Origin of the sequence: Antrihabitans stalagmiti (assembly GCF_016482825.1) — a bacterium.
Taxonomy (GTDB): domain Bacteria; phylum Actinomycetota; class Actinomycetes; order Mycobacteriales; family Mycobacteriaceae; genus Antrihabitans; species Antrihabitans stalagmiti.
Window position 1 is genome coordinate 85,553 of record NZ_JAEMNV010000004.1, and the last position, 15,163, is coordinate 100,715.

The 15,163-nt window shown below is 63.9% G+C and carries 14 protein-coding genes; 8 read left to right on the top strand and 6 right to left on the bottom strand.

Annotation, left to right across the window (positions count from 1 at the left end):
* Nucleotides 1-91: 91 nt before the first annotated feature.
* Nucleotides 92-916, top strand: coding sequence for an HAD family hydrolase (locus JGU71_RS13480; RefSeq protein ID WP_199704682.1), 825 nt, complete (start codon nucleotides 92-94; stop codon nucleotides 914-916).
* A 72-nt stretch (nucleotides 917-988) separates the two neighbouring features.
* Here the strand turns inward: JGU71_RS13480 and JGU71_RS13485 are convergent, their stop codons facing one another.
* Nucleotides 989-3,205 (bottom strand): fatty acid desaturase, encoded by a 2,217-nt coding sequence (locus tag JGU71_RS13485; protein WP_199704683.1) that lies wholly within the window; start codon nucleotides 3,203-3,205, stop codon nucleotides 989-991.
* A gap of 72 nt (nucleotides 3,206-3,277) precedes the next feature.
* On the opposite strand from JGU71_RS13485, the gene JGU71_RS13490 reads away from it, so the two are divergent.
* The gene (locus JGU71_RS13490; RefSeq protein WP_199704684.1) at nucleotides 3,278-4,327 is read left to right on the top strand and encodes a helix-turn-helix transcriptional regulator; all 1,050 of its coding nucleotides are present in this window, start codon (nucleotides 3,278-3,280) and stop codon (nucleotides 4,325-4,327) included.
* A gap of 62 nt (nucleotides 4,328-4,389) precedes the next feature.
* Here JGU71_RS13490 and idi read toward each other — a convergent pair whose 3' ends face one another.
* The 3 genes from idi to JGU71_RS13505 form a co-directional block, all read right to left on the bottom strand.
* On the bottom strand, nucleotides 4,390-4,962 hold the full coding sequence (gene idi / locus JGU71_RS13495; protein WP_199704685.1) for an isopentenyl-diphosphate Delta-isomerase: 573 nt from the start codon (nucleotides 4,960-4,962) through the stop codon (nucleotides 4,390-4,392).
* Between the two features lie 29 nt (nucleotides 4,963-4,991).
* Nucleotides 4,992-6,323 (bottom strand): protein kinase family protein, encoded by a 1,332-nt coding sequence (locus tag JGU71_RS13500; protein ID WP_199705344.1) that lies wholly within the window; start codon nucleotides 6,321-6,323, stop codon nucleotides 4,992-4,994.
* Nucleotides 6,324-6,393: 70 nt separating this feature from the next.
* The gene (locus tag JGU71_RS13505) at nucleotides 6,394-8,517 is read right to left on the bottom strand and encodes an N-acetylmuramoyl-L-alanine amidase (RefSeq protein ID WP_199704686.1); all 2,124 of its coding nucleotides are present in this window, start codon (nucleotides 8,515-8,517) and stop codon (nucleotides 6,394-6,396) included.
* 279 nt (nucleotides 8,518-8,796) lie between these two features.
* Here JGU71_RS13505 and JGU71_RS13510 point away from each other — a divergent pair, with 279 nt between their 5' ends.
* Nucleotides 8,797-10,128: a SpoIID/LytB domain-containing protein gene (locus JGU71_RS13510; RefSeq protein WP_199704687.1), complete on the top strand. Its 1,332-nt coding sequence runs from the start codon at nucleotides 8,797-8,799 to the stop codon at nucleotides 10,126-10,128.
* On the opposite strand, the gene JGU71_RS29860 is transcribed toward JGU71_RS13510, so the two are convergent.
* Both JGU71_RS29860 and JGU71_RS13520 read right to left on the bottom strand, forming a co-directional pair.
* On the bottom strand, nucleotides 10,117-10,599 hold the full coding sequence (locus JGU71_RS29860; protein ID WP_199704688.1) for a MarR family winged helix-turn-helix transcriptional regulator: 483 nt from the start codon (nucleotides 10,597-10,599) through the stop codon (nucleotides 10,117-10,119). The two genes, JGU71_RS13510 and JGU71_RS29860, sit on opposite strands and share 12 nt — an antisense overlap.
* A 36-nt stretch (nucleotides 10,600-10,635) precedes the next feature.
* Nucleotides 10,636-10,863 carry a DUF6480 family protein gene (locus JGU71_RS13520; RefSeq protein WP_199704689.1) on the bottom strand — a complete coding sequence of 76 codons (228 nt, stop codon included), beginning with the start codon at nucleotides 10,861-10,863 and terminating at the stop codon, nucleotides 10,636-10,638.
* A gap of 133 nt (nucleotides 10,864-10,996) precedes the next feature.
* Between JGU71_RS13520 and JGU71_RS13525 the strand changes: the two genes are divergently transcribed.
* The 5 genes from JGU71_RS13525 to JGU71_RS13545 all read left to right on the top strand — a co-directional run bounded on the left by JGU71_RS13525 (nucleotide 10,997) and on the right by JGU71_RS13545 (nucleotide 15,154).
* Nucleotides 10,997-12,301, top strand: a complete 1,305-nt coding sequence (locus tag JGU71_RS13525) for a glycosyltransferase (RefSeq protein WP_199704690.1) — start codon at nucleotides 10,997-10,999, stop codon at nucleotides 12,299-12,301.
* 97 nt (nucleotides 12,302-12,398) lie between these two features.
* A complete protein-coding gene (locus JGU71_RS13530) occupies nucleotides 12,399-13,610 on the top strand; it encodes an FAD-dependent oxidoreductase (protein WP_199704691.1) in 1,212 nt (403 codons plus the stop codon).
* A gap of 70 nt (nucleotides 13,611-13,680) precedes the next feature.
* Entirely contained in the window at nucleotides 13,681-14,226 is a 546-nt protein-coding gene (locus JGU71_RS13535; RefSeq protein ID WP_199704692.1) for an EXLDI protein, read from the top strand.
* 218 nt (nucleotides 14,227-14,444) lie between these two features.
* The gene (locus tag JGU71_RS13540) at nucleotides 14,445-14,774 is read left to right on the top strand and encodes a PadR family transcriptional regulator (RefSeq protein ID WP_307829643.1); all 330 of its coding nucleotides are present in this window, start codon (nucleotides 14,445-14,447) and stop codon (nucleotides 14,772-14,774) included.
* The gene (locus JGU71_RS13545) at nucleotides 14,771-15,154 is read left to right on the top strand and encodes a DUF1048 domain-containing protein (RefSeq protein ID WP_233529203.1); all 384 of its coding nucleotides are present in this window, start codon (nucleotides 14,771-14,773) and stop codon (nucleotides 15,152-15,154) included. The genes JGU71_RS13540 and JGU71_RS13545 overlap by 4 nt, the downstream gene beginning before the upstream one ends.
* Nucleotides 15,155-15,163: the final 9 nt, after the last annotated feature.

The window sequence follows — 15,163 nt, forward strand, 5'->3', positions numbered from 1 at the left end:
CACCGAACGACCCCGAGAGCGAATGCTACGACACGGTCCCGATGCATCCCCTGCCACCACGGCGAGTCGGCACTCAGGCAGTATTGATCCGATGCAGCCCGATCCGAAACCGCGTCTCGTCGCGAGCGATGTCGACGGCACGCTGATGGACAACGACGAGTCGATCAGCGCGCGAACCAAGGCTGTCGTAGCAGCGGTCGTCGCAGATGGTGTTCCGTTCGTCCTCGCGACCGGACGTCCGCCGCGCTGGATCTCACCGGTCGTCGACGGTCTCGGCTACGCACCGCTCGCTGTGTGTGGCAACGGCGCGGTGCTCTACGACGCCAACACCGACCGCATTCTGAGCGCACGGGTGCTCGATGTGGAAACGCTGGATTGGGTTGCCGCACTTGCCCTGACGGTGCTACCTGGCGCTGGGCTGGCCGCCGAGCGGGTCGGCAAGTCCGCGCACGACGCGACGACGCCGCAGTTCGTCAGCTCGCCCGGCTACGAACATGCCTGGCTCAATCCGGACAACACCGAAACGTCGTCGGCGGACGTATTGAGTTCGCCTGCAATCAAACTCCTGATCCGGCTGCCGTCCGCAACGAGCGAGTCGATGCGCGCTGCGCTTGCTCCGTTGGTCGGCGATCGCGCCGACATCACCTACTCCACCAACAACGGCCTGATCGAGGTCTCTGCCCACGGCGTCACGAAGGCCTCCGGGTTGGAGCTTGTTGCCGAGCATTTCCGCCTCGACGCCTCGCACATGATCGCTTTCGGTGACATGCCCAACGATGTGCCGATGCTGACGATGGTCGGCCATGGCGTAGCGATGAAGAATGCGCACCCCGATGCCCTCGCCGCCGCCAACGAAGTGACGGCCAGCAACCACGACGACGGGGTTGCACAGGTACTCGAGCGCTGGTGGGGCTGAGCTAGACGCCGATGAATCTTGTGTGCTTCCACTCGGATTCCGGGAGTAAAGCCACAGGATTTGGACGTTGGGTCAGAGGTCGAGTTCGATATCCGAGCACGGCAAGCTGTTGCAGACCGTGATTCGTGCCAACTGGTCACCGTCAGCTTCGAATTGCGTTGTGCCGCTGAGCTTTGGTGTCACGCAAGCGCGACAGAGCCCGCGCTCGCATCCGGTCGGTACTCGAATTCCGGCGCTCGCAGCTGCTTCCAATAGAGTTGTGGCGCTGCCGATTTCGACCGAACTCCGACTACGTCGGAAGTGCACAGTGTAGCGACGGCCATCGTCTACGGGGCGTTCCAGTACAGGTGCGGTGAACGACTCAGTGTGGAAACGCTCGTCGGGCAGGCCTAGACCGCTCAATGCGGACTGTGCGAGTTCGATCATGGCAGGCGGCGCGCACACGAAGGTCTCGCGCTCGGCAACGTCGCCGACATGACGCTTGATCATAAGCTCGGAGAGCCGATCGTGAATGATGTGGCTGCGACGAGACGGTCGGTCGGTGAAGAACAACACCCTGATGCCTGACCGATGCGCGAGATCTCGCAGCTCGCGATCGAAGATGATCGACCGATCGTCGCGGTTGAAGTAGAGCAGCACCGCGTCCGAACCCGCCGACTCACGAGCGATCCGGCGTAGCTGGGCAATGATCGGTGTGATGCCGACGCCACCGGCGATGAACAACGACTTGCGAGGTGTGGACCGCATCGCGAGCCCGCCGGACGTCGTCGGTACACCGACGAGAGTCACGTACTTGCCGACCCGCAGCTCGTCGTTGAGTCGGTTCGAGACGCGGCCGTCGACAACACGCTTGATGCAGATCTCCATCGTGTTCGACGACTCGCTGTCGTGAACCAGGCTGTACTGACGCACTAGTACCTCGCCGCCGATTTCCATCCGGACCGACACGAACGCACCGGCTTCCCATTGGACATCGTCCCAGCCATGAGGCTTCTGCAGCCGGACCGAACGCGCCTGGCCTTTCGCCACCGACTTCGAAGACAGGACCTTCACCGGCACGTTGTAGAACCGCGGCTTGCCCAGGTACGGCGCCTCCGGCAACGTCTTGTAGGCCGCCCCGAACGCGAGCCGGCGGACCAGTGAAAATGGCTGCGCCAGCAATCGCAACGGCCGGCCGTACTCCCGCTCGCCCAACGGGATCGACAAGCCCGCCAGTGTCTTCACGATGAGCGGCAGGGTGTCGAGCAGCGGTGTCTCGTGGTACGGAAGACCGTGCCGCGCAGCGATTTCCCTCACAGCCGGAGCGATTTCGCGTTGCTTCGAAGGCGGGAGGTCCGGGAAGAGGTGATGCTCGATGTGAGTGTCGAGACCGCCGTAGAAGATCCGGAAGTCGGGGCGGTTGTCGAACGGCACCTCTTCGAGCAGGACGCGTTCGAGGTAGTTGTCCACCTCCGGGCTACGGAGAAAGTTTCGGGTCGCCCGAAACTGGCGTTCGTAGTACTGATCCGGCGTCTCGTCCGGTCCGGGATCTGCGAAGACTTCCAGCTCACCCGCGTGGTGTTCGATGAGGACGAGGAAGAGCACCGACGAGTACCCGCCGACGCCGCCGAGGTAGTTGGCGACAAGGGCAGGCAGAAAGTTCGCACCGGTCGTCAAAGGTTCGCGTAGGTACCGCTGCACCGCATCACGCGTTGCGATTTCGGCGGGCGAGCGCAGCGTGTAGCCACTGAGGAACGGTTTGCCTGCGACGAGCCGTGCCACGTTCGCAAGGAAGAACGGGGCGGCCTGCGGAGCCGCAGCCAACAGTCCGCCGATGATCGCGGCCTGCGCCACGTGATGGCCGAACCAATCCTGGCCCGCCATGCCGCGCGCGACGCTGTAGCCGAGGTCGTGATCCTTGCCGATGACGTTGGTGTTCGGGTGGTGCCCTTCGTGATGCATGACCTTCCAGTGGTCAACGTCGACGTTGAAGTCCCATCGGTACCGGTCCGAGTGGTACTCGCCGCCGTTGGGCAGGTCGTCGTAGCTGCCGTGGATGATGTTGTGCCCGAGTTCGGAGAACTGCATCACCCTGTACAGCGTTTCGAGCACGGCGGCGCGGACAACGGAACGAGGGCTGCCGTCGTGTAGCAACTCGACGCGCCTGGCGTTGATCGCCTGCCCGTATGCGGTGACGTTGCGGATGTGGTCGAGGTCGTCGTCGCCGACCTGGGCTTTGGTCGTGCGATACAAGTTTTGCAGTTCCTCGGCGAGGCCGGTGTCGGCGCTGACAGCGATGGCGGTCGTCATGTTTTACAGATTAGGCAGATTTGTCCAACAGCTGAATGTTCACACAGGACAGCTATTTGGTATTTTCGGACAATGGTTGTTGCTCCGGTCTGGGCCGTGCCGCGCGGCACCGAGGGCGTGCGAATCATGGTGCAGGGTGGCATTGCACACGGCATGACAGCGGCCGATTGCCTTACGGGTACCGGACTGACCGATAGCGACCTCGACGACGAAGGCACAGAAATCTGGGCCCATCAGGAATTCGCGGTGATCCGCAATATCGTTCGCCGACTCGGCGACCGCCCAGGCGTCGGCATCGAGGTCGGCATGCATTCGACGATCGGTCGATCAGGCGTGATCGGATTTATGCTGCTGGCCGGACCGACATTGCGGGAGGCGGTCGAGCGGGCGATCCCCTTTCTCGCACTCTCGCCGACTCACCTGCGGTTTTCGATCGGCAGCGACTCCGAAGACGCTTACGTGCTGGCAGACGACAGCGAATTGCCTGCCGATATCAGGCCGTTCGTCGTCGAGCGTGACGTCGCTGGGCTTGCCGCCGCTTTGCGCGGTGTGCAGATCGACTTCACGCCGTTGCGGGTGGAAACGACGCTCGACCCGGAGCGCGCCGCATTGCTCGGACAGGTGTTGAGGATCTCCGCTGACTGTGTGGTTTCGGGCCAGCGGCGCAATCGGCTCGTCTTGCCGCGATCGATGCTGGATCTTCGGTTGCCACAGGCGGATGAGAACACTGCACGCGCGTTCGAGCGGCAGTGTCACGAGCTCCTCGCACGACGTCTGGGTCGCGTCGGCGTCGCCGGTCAGGTCCGCAGCCGGCTGCTCCACAATCCGGGGGAGCTGCCGTCGATGCCCGCCATTGCGGACGAGCTGCACATCGACGCCCGGACCCTGCGTCGCCGCTTGGCTGCCGAGGGCACCTCCTTTCGTGCGCTGCTGGACGAGGTGCGGCGACAGCGTGCCATCGAGATGCTGGCCACGGAAGCGGGCGTCGAGGAGATCGCCAGCCAACTCGGCTACGCCGAGACAGCGAACTTCACCCACGCCTTCAAGCGCTGGGAAGGAATGGCGCCCAGCTACTTTCGCAAGGTCGGCCGAGCGGACGCAGATTCGGGTTTGCCTCGGTAGCGGACCCACGAATCTTGTGTGCTTCCACTCGGATTCCGGGAGCTAACGCACAGGATTCTGGCTCAGGCCCGCCAACCTTCGAATTGCTCGACGATCGCAGGGCGTGCGGCCTCCAGAACCGTCGAGAACCAGCTCGAAAAATCCGTCTCGGCACGGCGCGCTGCCAACTCCCCCGCGTCGACGAAGGCCGTCGAATCGACCTCGTCGACGTTCGGCTTCAGCTCGTCGGCAACCAAGCCGACGAACAGATGGTTGTACTCGTGCTCGACGAGTTCGGAAATCGGATCGACGTGGCGGTATGTCACCGTCCCTGCCGAGACCAAGGTTGTCGGCGCTACACCGAGCTCTTCGACGACGCGTCTCGTTGCGGCGAGAAACGGCGGCTCATCGGGATACGGGTGACCGCAGCAGGTATTCGACCAGATCCCCGGCGAGTGATACTTCGATAAAGCTCTGCGCTGCAACAACATCCGACCGTCTCTGTCGAACAGAAACACCGAGAACGCGCGATGCAGCCGACCGGGAGCGCGATGCGCCGACAACTTCTCGGCCAGCCCGATGGTCGTGCCGTCGGGGTCGACGAGCTCGAGCAATATCTCTGGCGACTCGTTGTCAGGAATCGTTTCGGCGGACATAACGCTCGATTATTCCTGGTGTTCGGTGCTTACCGCGCAGGAAGGCACGGTCCGTTGGGTGGCGGTTGGTGGCTGTAGCCCGGGTAGCAGGGCAAAGGTCCGGACGGGGCGGGTGCCGGTGCCGGCGCAGGGCCTTGTGGTGCCGGTGCGACGCCACCGACCGGCAGGCACGGACCGTCGGGTGCCGGCTGATGGGTGTAGCCCGGGTAGCACGGGAGTATTTCGGGCGCACCCGGCGCGGGCGCGGGAGGTGGCGGTGGTGGCGGCGCTGGAGCGGGCGCCGGAGCCGGAGCGGGTGCTGGCGCGGGGGCAGGAGCAGGCGCAGGCGCAGGCGCAGGAGGCGGTGCAACCGTCGCTTCGACTACCGGAGGCGCGGGAACGGTTGTCGGTGCTGGCGCAGATGTTGTGGTCGATCGAGCCGGCAACGCACTCGACGACGGCAGAATCTGAGTTGTGTCCGTCGTATCTTCGATCGGATCATCGGACGTGCCGCCCGCGAAGGCGAAGACCAACCAGGCGAACAGCGCGATGACCAGCAGGGCTGCGCCGGCGATCAGAGCTTTGCGTTTCGTCTCAGGATCGATGCCGCCACCCGATCGTGCAGTCGTTGTCGGCGAGGCTGCGAGCGGAGCCGCGGCGGCGGGGCGCTGCTCGGTGGTGAGTGCATGCTGCAGAATCTGTCCGACGGTGCCGGCGGTGGTGACGCTGCCGTCCATTGCCCGCAGCGCGATCGTGGACATTTCCTGCGGAACTTCGGGCCGAAGTGTGTGCGGAGCTTGCGCGTCGACGACACGTTCCGGCCAGATCCCGGTCAGCAGTAGATAGAGCACCGCGCCGAGCCCGACGATGTCGGATCCGGAGTCGTTTCTGCTGGTGGTGGCGGGAAAAGCGAGTACGGCCGCGCCCTTGGGATCGATGCGGATGCGGCTGGAGTAGTCGAGCGCGACCGCCAAACCGTCCCGATGAGCATGTTCGGCAACTTCGGCGAGCGGCTTGGTCGCTTTGGCCGCTGCGTCGGGCGCGAGTCCGTCTGCTCCGATGTCGTCCAGCGACGTGCCTGCAGTCCAATCGGCGACGACGATCGTCTGGTCACCGTCGTCGTGAATGTCGCGAATTCGGGCTATTGCAGGTGAATCGATCCGGTTGAGGCGCATGGTGCGGCCGCGGATGGATTCGAAAGAATCCACCGCGCCCGCTACCAGGGTGAGCGCCACATCCAGTTTCTTGGTGGTGTCGTGTGCGCGCCAGAACTGCAGTCCGTCGCCGACGCCGTGCGCTTCGAGCAGTCGATAGCGCTCGCCGATCGTTACGCCCGGTTCGAGCGGCTCGGGCAGCCGTGCCTCGGGTTGCTGATCGTCCATTCGGACATTGTCCAGGACAGCGGCGCACTATTACGAATCGACATTACCTACGACACACCCCCACCACGCCCTAGCCGACCGGCTCGGGCGCAGGCACGATCGCCTCGGGGGCGGGTGCAGGCGCAGGTAGGGGAGCTGCAGCGTCACTCGGGTTGTTGTATTCCTCCGTGTAGGCGTCGTTGTAGGTCTTGAGAATCGCGGTGACGAAGCCCGTTGCCTGATTGAAGATCAGGGCGCCCTTTTCGAACTCGGTCTTGTAGCCCTCGGGAATGGGAATCTCGTCGGTCAGCGGCAGACCGAGTGCGCCGGAGTCCAGACCCATCTCGATGAATTCCTGCAGGATCTTGCCGACGACCGTGACCAGCTGTCCGCTCGGCGCGCTGTAGATGTAGCCGTTGGTGAACTTCGCGTACTGACGGCCGTCCTTGGCGGGCAGAATTCCGGACAGTGCGGGTCCGAGCTGACCGAGCGGTCCGCCGAGCGCCGCCCAGCGTTGTGCGATCGGATGGGTGTCGGTCAGTCGAACGAGCTGCTCGGCGAGTGCAGGCAGGCCGCCGTTCTCCGCTGCGGACGGCGGTGTCGGTCGCGCCGGGGCGGGGGAAGAGTCGGCATCGGTGCCGGCATCGGGGAGCTGATCTGCGTCGGGAGCACTTGCCTGAACGTCCGAGCCGGACGAATTGACAGTGCGCTCCGCGATGTCACGGATCTTGTCCATGTCGTTGTATGCGGCCTCACCAGGGCATTCGGTGTTGCCGACGTCGCGGTGCGCGAAGATCACCGGCAGTTCTACCTCTTCACCCTCGGCGTACGGGGTGAATTCGGTGCCTTCGGAGTACATCGTCGTTGTGCCCTGCGGGTCTAGGCCGCCCTGGACCTTCAAGCGCCAGCCGATGAACTTGCCGGTCGACTCGAGTGTCGCCTTCGACGGTTCGACCTCGTCGTAGTTGCCCATCATCGCGACGCCGACGGTGTTCTCGTTGAACCCACCCGCGTGTGCGCCCTGAACCGGCTTGTCGAGCCCACCTGCGCGGCCTTCGAAGATCTGGCCGTACTTGTCGACGAGTGCGTTGTAGCCGATGTCGCACCAATCGAGGGTTTGCGCGTGGTACGCGTAGATCGCTCGCACGATCTCGGCGGACTCCTTCTTGGTGTAGTCGTTGCTGCCTGCGGTGTGGTGCACGGTGGCACCACCGATGAAGTCGTCGTATGTGGGTTCCCCGCAGCGAATGGATTCGTCTGCGCCCCACTTCGCGCGGGTGATCACCTTCGGTCCACCACTGGACAGCGGTTCGGCGATGTCCTCTAGTGCGTCGTCGGTCGGTGCGGAGCCTGGATCGATCAGTACGACCGACAGATCCTCCCCTGGTGCCGGGTCTTCACGCATCGGCTTGGAGAAGGATGCGGGCACGTAGCCGAGCGGGGCTGGAGCCTGATCGCTCGCGGGAGCAGGTCCACTCGGTGCCGGTGCGGCGGGAACGGGCGCTGCTGGATCGGGCGCGGCAGGAACGGGCGCCGGCGCATTCTTGCGCGTCACCAAAACCTGTGCTGCCGTTGTATTTCCGACGTAGATCGGCTCGGTTCCGGTCTTCGCGCCGGCGGGTGTGCCGTCGTTGCGGCGGGTATCGATCTGCTCGGTCGACAGCCACTGACCCCATTCGCCGTTGGGCTGCTTCACCCGAACTCGGGCATCTGCGGACGTCAGGTCTTTCGCGGTCAGCGCGATCATGCTGAACGGCGTTTCCCGCGACACTTCTTTGACCGTCGTGCCGAGGCGGTCGACGATGTCGGGCGGTAGCTGATCGGGTGCGATGGGCGTGCCCGGGTCGGTCGGTAGCGCACCGCCTGTGATGCCGTCCAGATTCGGCAGTGGAATTTCGGACGGAATCGGCAGACCCTCTGGGATCGGCAAGCCTTCGGGAACCGGAATTCTCGCCGGAATCGGCAGGTTCTTCAGATCGCTCAGGCGCAGGTCGGGGAGGTTCAGGCCGGTGAGCTCTTTGAGCGGCACGACGATGTCGGGCAGTGACGCCAGGACCATCTCGGCGATGTCGGTGGGTACCGACGTCATGTTGGTCGACTGGACGTTGTCGTCACGTGAGCTGTCGGTGAGCGTCGAGGCCACGAACGGGCTGGCAACGGCAAGCGCTGCCACTGCGGCAAGGACGATCGAATTCTTCGGTCGGCGGTGCGGCAAGAGAATCTCCCTGATAGTTGTTGCGGCCGTGGTGCATCCCGTGCGGCGTTCGTGTAGCCATGCAGTCCTCGGCAGCAGGGTCCGATTGTTCGGACCCGGTGCGTCCAACGCGTGCAACCGCTCGGGTGTGTCTGAAACTTGTGATGCGGATGTTACTTATGGGGCTTATGTTGCTAATTAGCGCCGCAGTTGCCACACTAGCCACAATTACCCCAACTCTCAACCTCCAGTAGAGAGTTAAAGATGTGTCGAGCGAGGCAACGCGAGGAGCACCCCGAAATGCGCAACATCCGAGCCGGACGATGGTTGGTCAAAGGGCCAGGTGGGGCGTCTCCAGGGCGTAAGAAGAGCTTCACCGCAGGCCGACCTCTGCGCAGCGGCTGGCGACCCGCGACCGGTGGCTGGGCCGCCGCCGCAATGGTTCCCGCACTGATTTTTGCTGCGGCAGGGACACATTGGCTGACGTCGAGCGTCGACGTCACGCCGACCGGCGATCCCGAACCGATCGCCGAACGCGGCTCGGGCCACGGCCGTGGACTCGGTCAGTACGGTGCCCTCGACTACGCCAAAAAGGGGTGGAGCGCGGAACAGATTGTCGCGCACTACTATCCGGACGCGACGATCGGAACTCTGCCGACGACGCAGATCACCGTTCGCCTGCAGGGCCGTGACGACAAAACCCTCGACGTGTATTCCGACTCCGGGCTCAGCGTTGCAGGCAGACAAGCAGCGCCCGGCGAAGCCGTGCACCTCACCCCGACCGCGTCGGGTGCGGACGTGACCATCACCGCGGGCTGCACGGGCAACGTCGTCTGGGAGGGCGAGACAGACAATCCTTGGGTCGACCCGATCGATCCGGGACCCGGTCGTCCTGCCGCCGAACATCTCACGTTGTGCGACGGCGATACGGCGTATCGCGGTTCGCTCGGCGTCGCGCTCGACGGTGCCGCATTCCGCACTGTCAACTACGTCGACATCGAGGACTACCTGCTTGCCGTCGTCCCCGTCGAGATGCAACCCAACTGGGCCGACCAGGGTGGTGCGGAAGCGCTTCGCGCACAAGCGATTGCCGCGCGGTCCTACGCCGCTGCCGAGAAGCGCACCGACTACGCGCAGACCTGCGACACCACCGATTGCCAGGTGTACGGCGGTTCGGGCACCGAAGACGAGCGGACGACGACGGCGGTCGAATCCACCAGCGGCGTCGTACTGATGAAGGGCGGCGCCGTCCTACGCGCCGAGTACTCGGCATCGAGCGACGCTGACGGTGAAGGTGAGGACGCACTTGCGTCGGCTCCGCCTGCTTCGGTCCCCGGCGCGAAGCCGGTCCCGACCGCACCGGACGCCGTTGCTCCCGGAACGTCCACAGCGCCCATGCTCGGTGAGACCGAAGTTGTCGGACCGTTGTCACCGATCGACGAGAAGTACCGCGAGCTGGGCGGTTTGGAAAGTTCGCTCGGCGCGCCGGTCGGTCCTGAGTTTCTGTTGCCCGAAGGTGCCGGAAAGTTCCGGATCTATGCCAACGGCGTCATCGTGTGGACCGAGGTCCTCGGCGCGCGTGCGATGGACGCCAGCTTCCTCACCGACAACCTGGACGCACTAACCGAGTAGACGCGTCGCTTCGGTCTGGAGTTCGGCTGCGTCGGTGAGGTATTTCGCGATCACCTGCAGGTGTTCGTCGGAGTAGTCGTCGAGCTGTCCGCGGAGCAGGCGGACGAGGTCGTCGAAAAGCGGCAGATTGTCGATCTCGTACTGCGGATTGAATTCGACCAGAATCTTGCGTCCATCGTCCGGATGTGGGACGCGCCGAGCTGCGCCGATGGCTTCGAGTCTGCCGATCAGTCCGGTGATCGACGCTGGAGCGAGGCCGGATCGTTCGGCGAGTTGGCCGGCCGTCATGGGTCCGTATCTGACGATGAGGTCGAGCGCTTTGGCATCGGAAGGATGGCTGAGACCTTGCAGCTGCGCCAGGCGTGAGTGATACATAACGGCTGCGGTGCTGAGGACGCGCCCACCCAGCAATACAGCGCCTACCAGGGCTTCTCGTTCGCTGGGAGGATTATCGCCTGGCTCGGTCGGCACCGATCGACTTTACCGCCTCGGTGCGGTGCCGAAATGTCAGAACAGGGCGAAGACGCGCGCGGCCAGGAAAACTGCAAAGGCGAGCGTGAAGAAAGCGACCAAGACCAGCGCGATGATCGGACCCGTTCGGCTCGGCATCGGTTGCGGATGAGAGAGGCCGGAGGTCTGGCCCGCATCGGGTGGAGTGTCGCCGGGTGTGACCCCGCCGCCTGCTTCGAGGCCGGGAGAGTCGTCGGGTGTCGGGCCTGAATCTGGGCTTGCCATGTATGCGGTTGCCCGCCGCTGGTCGAACGCAACCGGAAAACGCAGCCCGGTGTGCCGCGCGGCGGGGGCCCGGGCCGCTCAGCCGTAGCGTAGGGCACCCTTAAAGCGACGGGCTAACGAAGAAAGAGGACATGTGGCGCACTACCTGCTGGCTGCCAGCCCACTGCCCGGCCATGTGCTTCCGATGCTGCATATAGCGGCTGACCTGCGCCGTCGTGGACACGAGGTAGAACTGCTGACCAGCGTCGACTACGACGCTGCGATCACGGCGTCCGGCGCACGAGCAATAGCGCTCCCCGATGCGGCAATACCCCATCCGCCGGAGCTGAAGCTACCGCGGTGGATGCCACGACTGATGCGTGGTTGGCTCACAGGCCGTGCGGACCTGCGTGCGGTGTTCATCGCGCCGCTGGAGCAGCAGCATCAAGCGTTGCGAACCGCGATGGACACAAAGCCGGTCGACGCGATCCTTGTCGATGTCGCGTTCGTCGGCGTGCTCCCACTGCTGCTCAGTGACGAACCCCGGCCGCCCGTGCTGGTCTGCGGAGTCGCGCCGCTCGCGTTGTCCAGCGTCGACACACCACCGTTCGGTGTCGGCTGGCAGCCCATGCCCAACGTGAACTACGACGTGATGACGCGAGTGGTGCACCGCGTGATGTTCGCCGCGATCCGGCGCGAGCTCGACCGAACCCTGCATACGACAGGGCGAGGCAGGTCGCCGGTCTTCATCACCGACTGGCCAGTTTTGGCAGATCGGGTGCTGCAGCTGACGGTGCCGGAGTTCGAGTATCCACGCCGCGATATGCCGGAGACAGTGCTGTTCACCGGTCCCGTTCTGCCGGACCCGCCTCCTGCACAACCTGTTCCGGACTGGTGGAGCGATTTGGACGGACCGGCGGCAGTGATCTTGGTGACGCAGGGGACGTGGGACAACAACGACCTCGACCAGCTGATCGGACCGACGATCGAGGCGTTGGCCGACCAAGACTGCCTCGTTGTCGCGACGACAGGTCGGCCGACAACCCGCGGGCCTCGGCTGACGGCAGCGAATGCCCGCGTCGTCGACTACGTCCCCTACGGACAGTTGCTACCTCGCGTCGACGTCATGATCACCAACGGTGGTTATGGCGGTGTGCACTACGCGCTCGCGCACGGAGTGCCGCTGATCGTTGCGGGCGACACCGCCGACAAACCGGAAATCGCTGCCAGGATCGCCTACATTGGCGCAGGCATCGACATGGGAACGGGTAGGCCGACGCCGCGTGCGATCGCGGCAGCTGTGCGTCGTGTGCTCGACACCCCCGACTACCGGGTCGCTGCTCAGCGTATGCAACGCCGGATCGCCACCTTCGACTCGCTCGACACGATCCACGGAGTTCTGCGGGACGTCTGTCACAACGGAGGAATGGGCCTGAGCACCCAAGATTCGCTCGACTAGTCAGTTTTCCGCCGAATGCTCGAGATAGTGGGCGAGGAAGCCCACTCGGCGTAGTATTTCGTTAGGCCGAACGAAATAACTGCGACGGGAGAAAACGATGACGAAAGCGCTGATAGTCGGCGGTGGGGTAGCTGGACCGGTTGCGGCGATGGCGCTGCAACGAGCGGGAATCGACTCGACCGTGTACGAGCGTTATCCGCGCGCGGCAACGGACATCGGAGCTTTCCTCACCTTCGCCGTCAACGGCATGGACGCGTTGCGGGCGATCGACGCGAACACGGTTGTCACCGGCCTCGGCTTTCCGACGCCGACGCTCGTATTCCGCAGTGGCACAGGCAAGGTGCTCGGCGCGATACCGCTCGGTGGCTCACTTGCCGACGGCACCGTGACCCACACGATCAAACGAGCGGAGTTGTACGGCGCGCTGCAGGACGAAGCGACGCGTCGAGGGGTTGCAGTCGAGTACGGCCGCACGTTCGTCAGTGCCGAACCGCTGCCGGGCGGCCGCGTACGTGCTCTGTTCGCGGACGGGTCGATGGCCGACGGCGACCTCCTGATCGGTGCGGACGGCATCCGGTCCGCGGTCAGGCAGGTCATCGACCCCGGCGCGCCGAAGCCGCGCTCGCTGCCGGTGCTCAATGTCGGTGGCTATGTGCCGAGCGGACAGGTTTCGGTTCCGGTCGAACCCGGAACCTTCGAGATGATGTTCGGCAAACGGTGCTTCTTCGCGTACACGCTGAACGGCAACGGCGAGATCTGGTGGTTCGCCAATCCGCCTCGGCGCCAGCAACCCACCGCAGAAGAAGTCGACGCCATCACCGACGCGCAGTGGCGTTCCGAACTGCGCGACCTGCTGTCGGTGGACAACAGCCCTGCGACGGCGATCATCGAAGCGACACCCGGTGAGATCCGGGCCTGGCCGACCTTGGACCTACCGGAAGTGCCTGTGTGGCATCGAGATTCGATGATCGTCATCGGAGACGCCGCGCACGCGACGTCTCCCGCGTCCGGACAGGGCGCGTCGATGGCAATCGAAGACGCCGTGATCCTGGCCAAATGCCTTCGCGATCAACCGGATACAGCCACCGCATGCAGCGTCTACGAAACTCTGCGCCGGACCCGGGTCCAGCGCATCGTTGCTGCCGGCGCGAAGTCGAGCAACAGCAAGGCCGTCGGTCCGGTCGGTCGGGTGATCCGCGACGCAATGCTTCCTATGTTCCTGCGGAAGATGGCGAAGGGCGGCGACAAGTCCGCGGCGGTTATGTTCGATCACCACATCGATTGGGACGCAGCAATTTCCGTCCGCTGAGCATGGCTTTCGACCCGAACTCTTGCGTCTACGTATATGGATACGTATAGTCGGAATCGGGAGGTCGTGTATGCCAAACAAAACAATCTATGTGTCGGACGAGGATCAACCGCTGTTCGCACGCGCGCAGGAGTTGGTCGGCGGAAACCTGTCCGGAGCGATCGTCGCGGCACTGCGGCGGTTCATCGAGATCGAGGAAGGGCGCATCGCCGGCTTCGACGAAGTTGTCCTGCGTGTCGGCCCGGATGGTGCTCGCAGACAACGCTTTTCGGGCCGACTACTCGCCGACTGGAGTCGTGACAGCGACGACGGCCACGTGCACGATCGGTATCGGATCTATCAGGGCAGATCGGGAAAGTTCGTTGCCCATCTCCAGCGCTCGGATTGGTCCGAATGGACCGAATGGCGCAAGGGCACCACGGGGAACTGGCTCAAGGATCTGACCGGCATCCACAGTCTGCGAAGCATGCTTGGGGTCGGGAGTCTGGACTGGGGTGCGTACACCCTCGATGTGGTCGATTCGCTCGACGAACTGCAAACTCTCGTTCCCGCGAAGCTGTACCGGATCGTCGTCGATGCAGTAGAGAACCCGCATATCGAGGATCTCGACGTCTGAGGCCTACCGGCCGGCAGAGACCAGGTTTCCGCATCTGAACGAACCGAACACGGCGGTTGGTCGCCGTGGCGGTAACACATGCTTATATGCGCATTAATTGATGAGATCAACAAACCCGATGGTGGACAAGTCGCCGAAATAGGGACTTGCGCAACCCTCTACTCAGTGTCACTATCTACCAGTAGTCATTAACACTGAGTAGTACGAGGAGGTGTTCGGTGGGCAAACAGATGACAGAACTGCTCAAGGGCACGTTGGAGGGCATCGTCCTCGCGATCCTGTCCGTCCGCGCTGCGTACGGGTACGAGATCACGACGTGGCTACGGGAGCAGGGCTTCTCCGATATCGCGGAGGGCACGATCTACGCCCTGCTCGTCCGGATCGAAAAGCGCGGCCTAGTCGACGTGGAGAAGATCCCGTCGGAAAAGGGTCCGCCGCGCAAGGTGTATTCCCTCAACGCTGCGGGACAGGACTATCTCGACGAGTTCTGGAGGACGTGGAGCTTCCTCTCGGAACGACTTCAGCAGCTCCACGACGGAGGTAGATGACCATGTCCGACTCGAAGCCGATCTCGAAACTCGCCTCGAAGGTGCTCGGCGATTTCGGCGAAAAACGGCGGTGGCGCCAGTACAAGGTGCGGGTGAAGCAGCTGCCCGAGAACTATCGCGAGGCGGTCCAAGCCTTCGAGCGGTACCTGATGGTCTTGGGACCGGGCGGCGGCGTGGCGATCTTCGACGATCTCATCGATCTGTTCGAACAGAGTGCAGCGGCCGGAACACCGATCCGTGAGGTCGTCGGCGATGACCCTGTCGAATTCATCGACGAATTCGCCCAGAACTACCAAGAGGATTCGTGGAAAAACCGCGAACGCGACCGGCTGACCGACGCGATCGAGCGTGCAGCCGGCGACACCGGAACCGAAAGGTAGGCCGCCCGA

Coding starts and splice junctions, on each gene's coding strand:
- JGU71_RS13480 (WP_199704682.1), top strand. CDS start 92: ATGCAGCCCGATCCGAAACCGCGTCTCGTCGCGAGCGATGTCGACGGC.
- JGU71_RS13485 (WP_199704683.1), bottom strand. CDS start 3,205: ATGACGACCGCCATCGCTGTCAGCGCCGACACCGGCCTCGCCGAGGAA.
- JGU71_RS13490 (WP_199704684.1), top strand. CDS start 3,278: ATGGTTGTTGCTCCGGTCTGGGCCGTGCCGCGCGGCACCGAGGGCGTG.
- idi (WP_199704685.1), bottom strand. CDS start 4,962: ATGTCCGCCGAAACGATTCCTGACAACGAGTCGCCAGAGATATTGCTC.
- JGU71_RS13500 (WP_199705344.1), bottom strand. CDS start 6,323: ATGGACGATCAGCAACCCGAGGCACGGCTGCCCGAGCCGCTCGAACCG.
- JGU71_RS13510 (WP_199704687.1), top strand. CDS start 8,797: ATGCGCAACATCCGAGCCGGACGATGGTTGGTCAAAGGGCCAGGTGGG.
- JGU71_RS13520 (WP_199704689.1), bottom strand. CDS start 10,863: ATGGCAAGCCCAGATTCAGGCCCGACACCCGACGACTCTCCCGGCCTC.
- JGU71_RS13530 (WP_199704691.1), top strand. CDS start 12,399: ATGACGAAAGCGCTGATAGTCGGCGGTGGGGTAGCTGGACCGGTTGCG.
- JGU71_RS13535 (WP_199704692.1), top strand. CDS start 13,681: ATGCCAAACAAAACAATCTATGTGTCGGACGAGGATCAACCGCTGTTC.
- JGU71_RS13545 (WP_233529203.1), top strand. CDS start 14,771: ATGACCATGTCCGACTCGAAGCCGATCTCGAAACTCGCCTCGAAGGTG.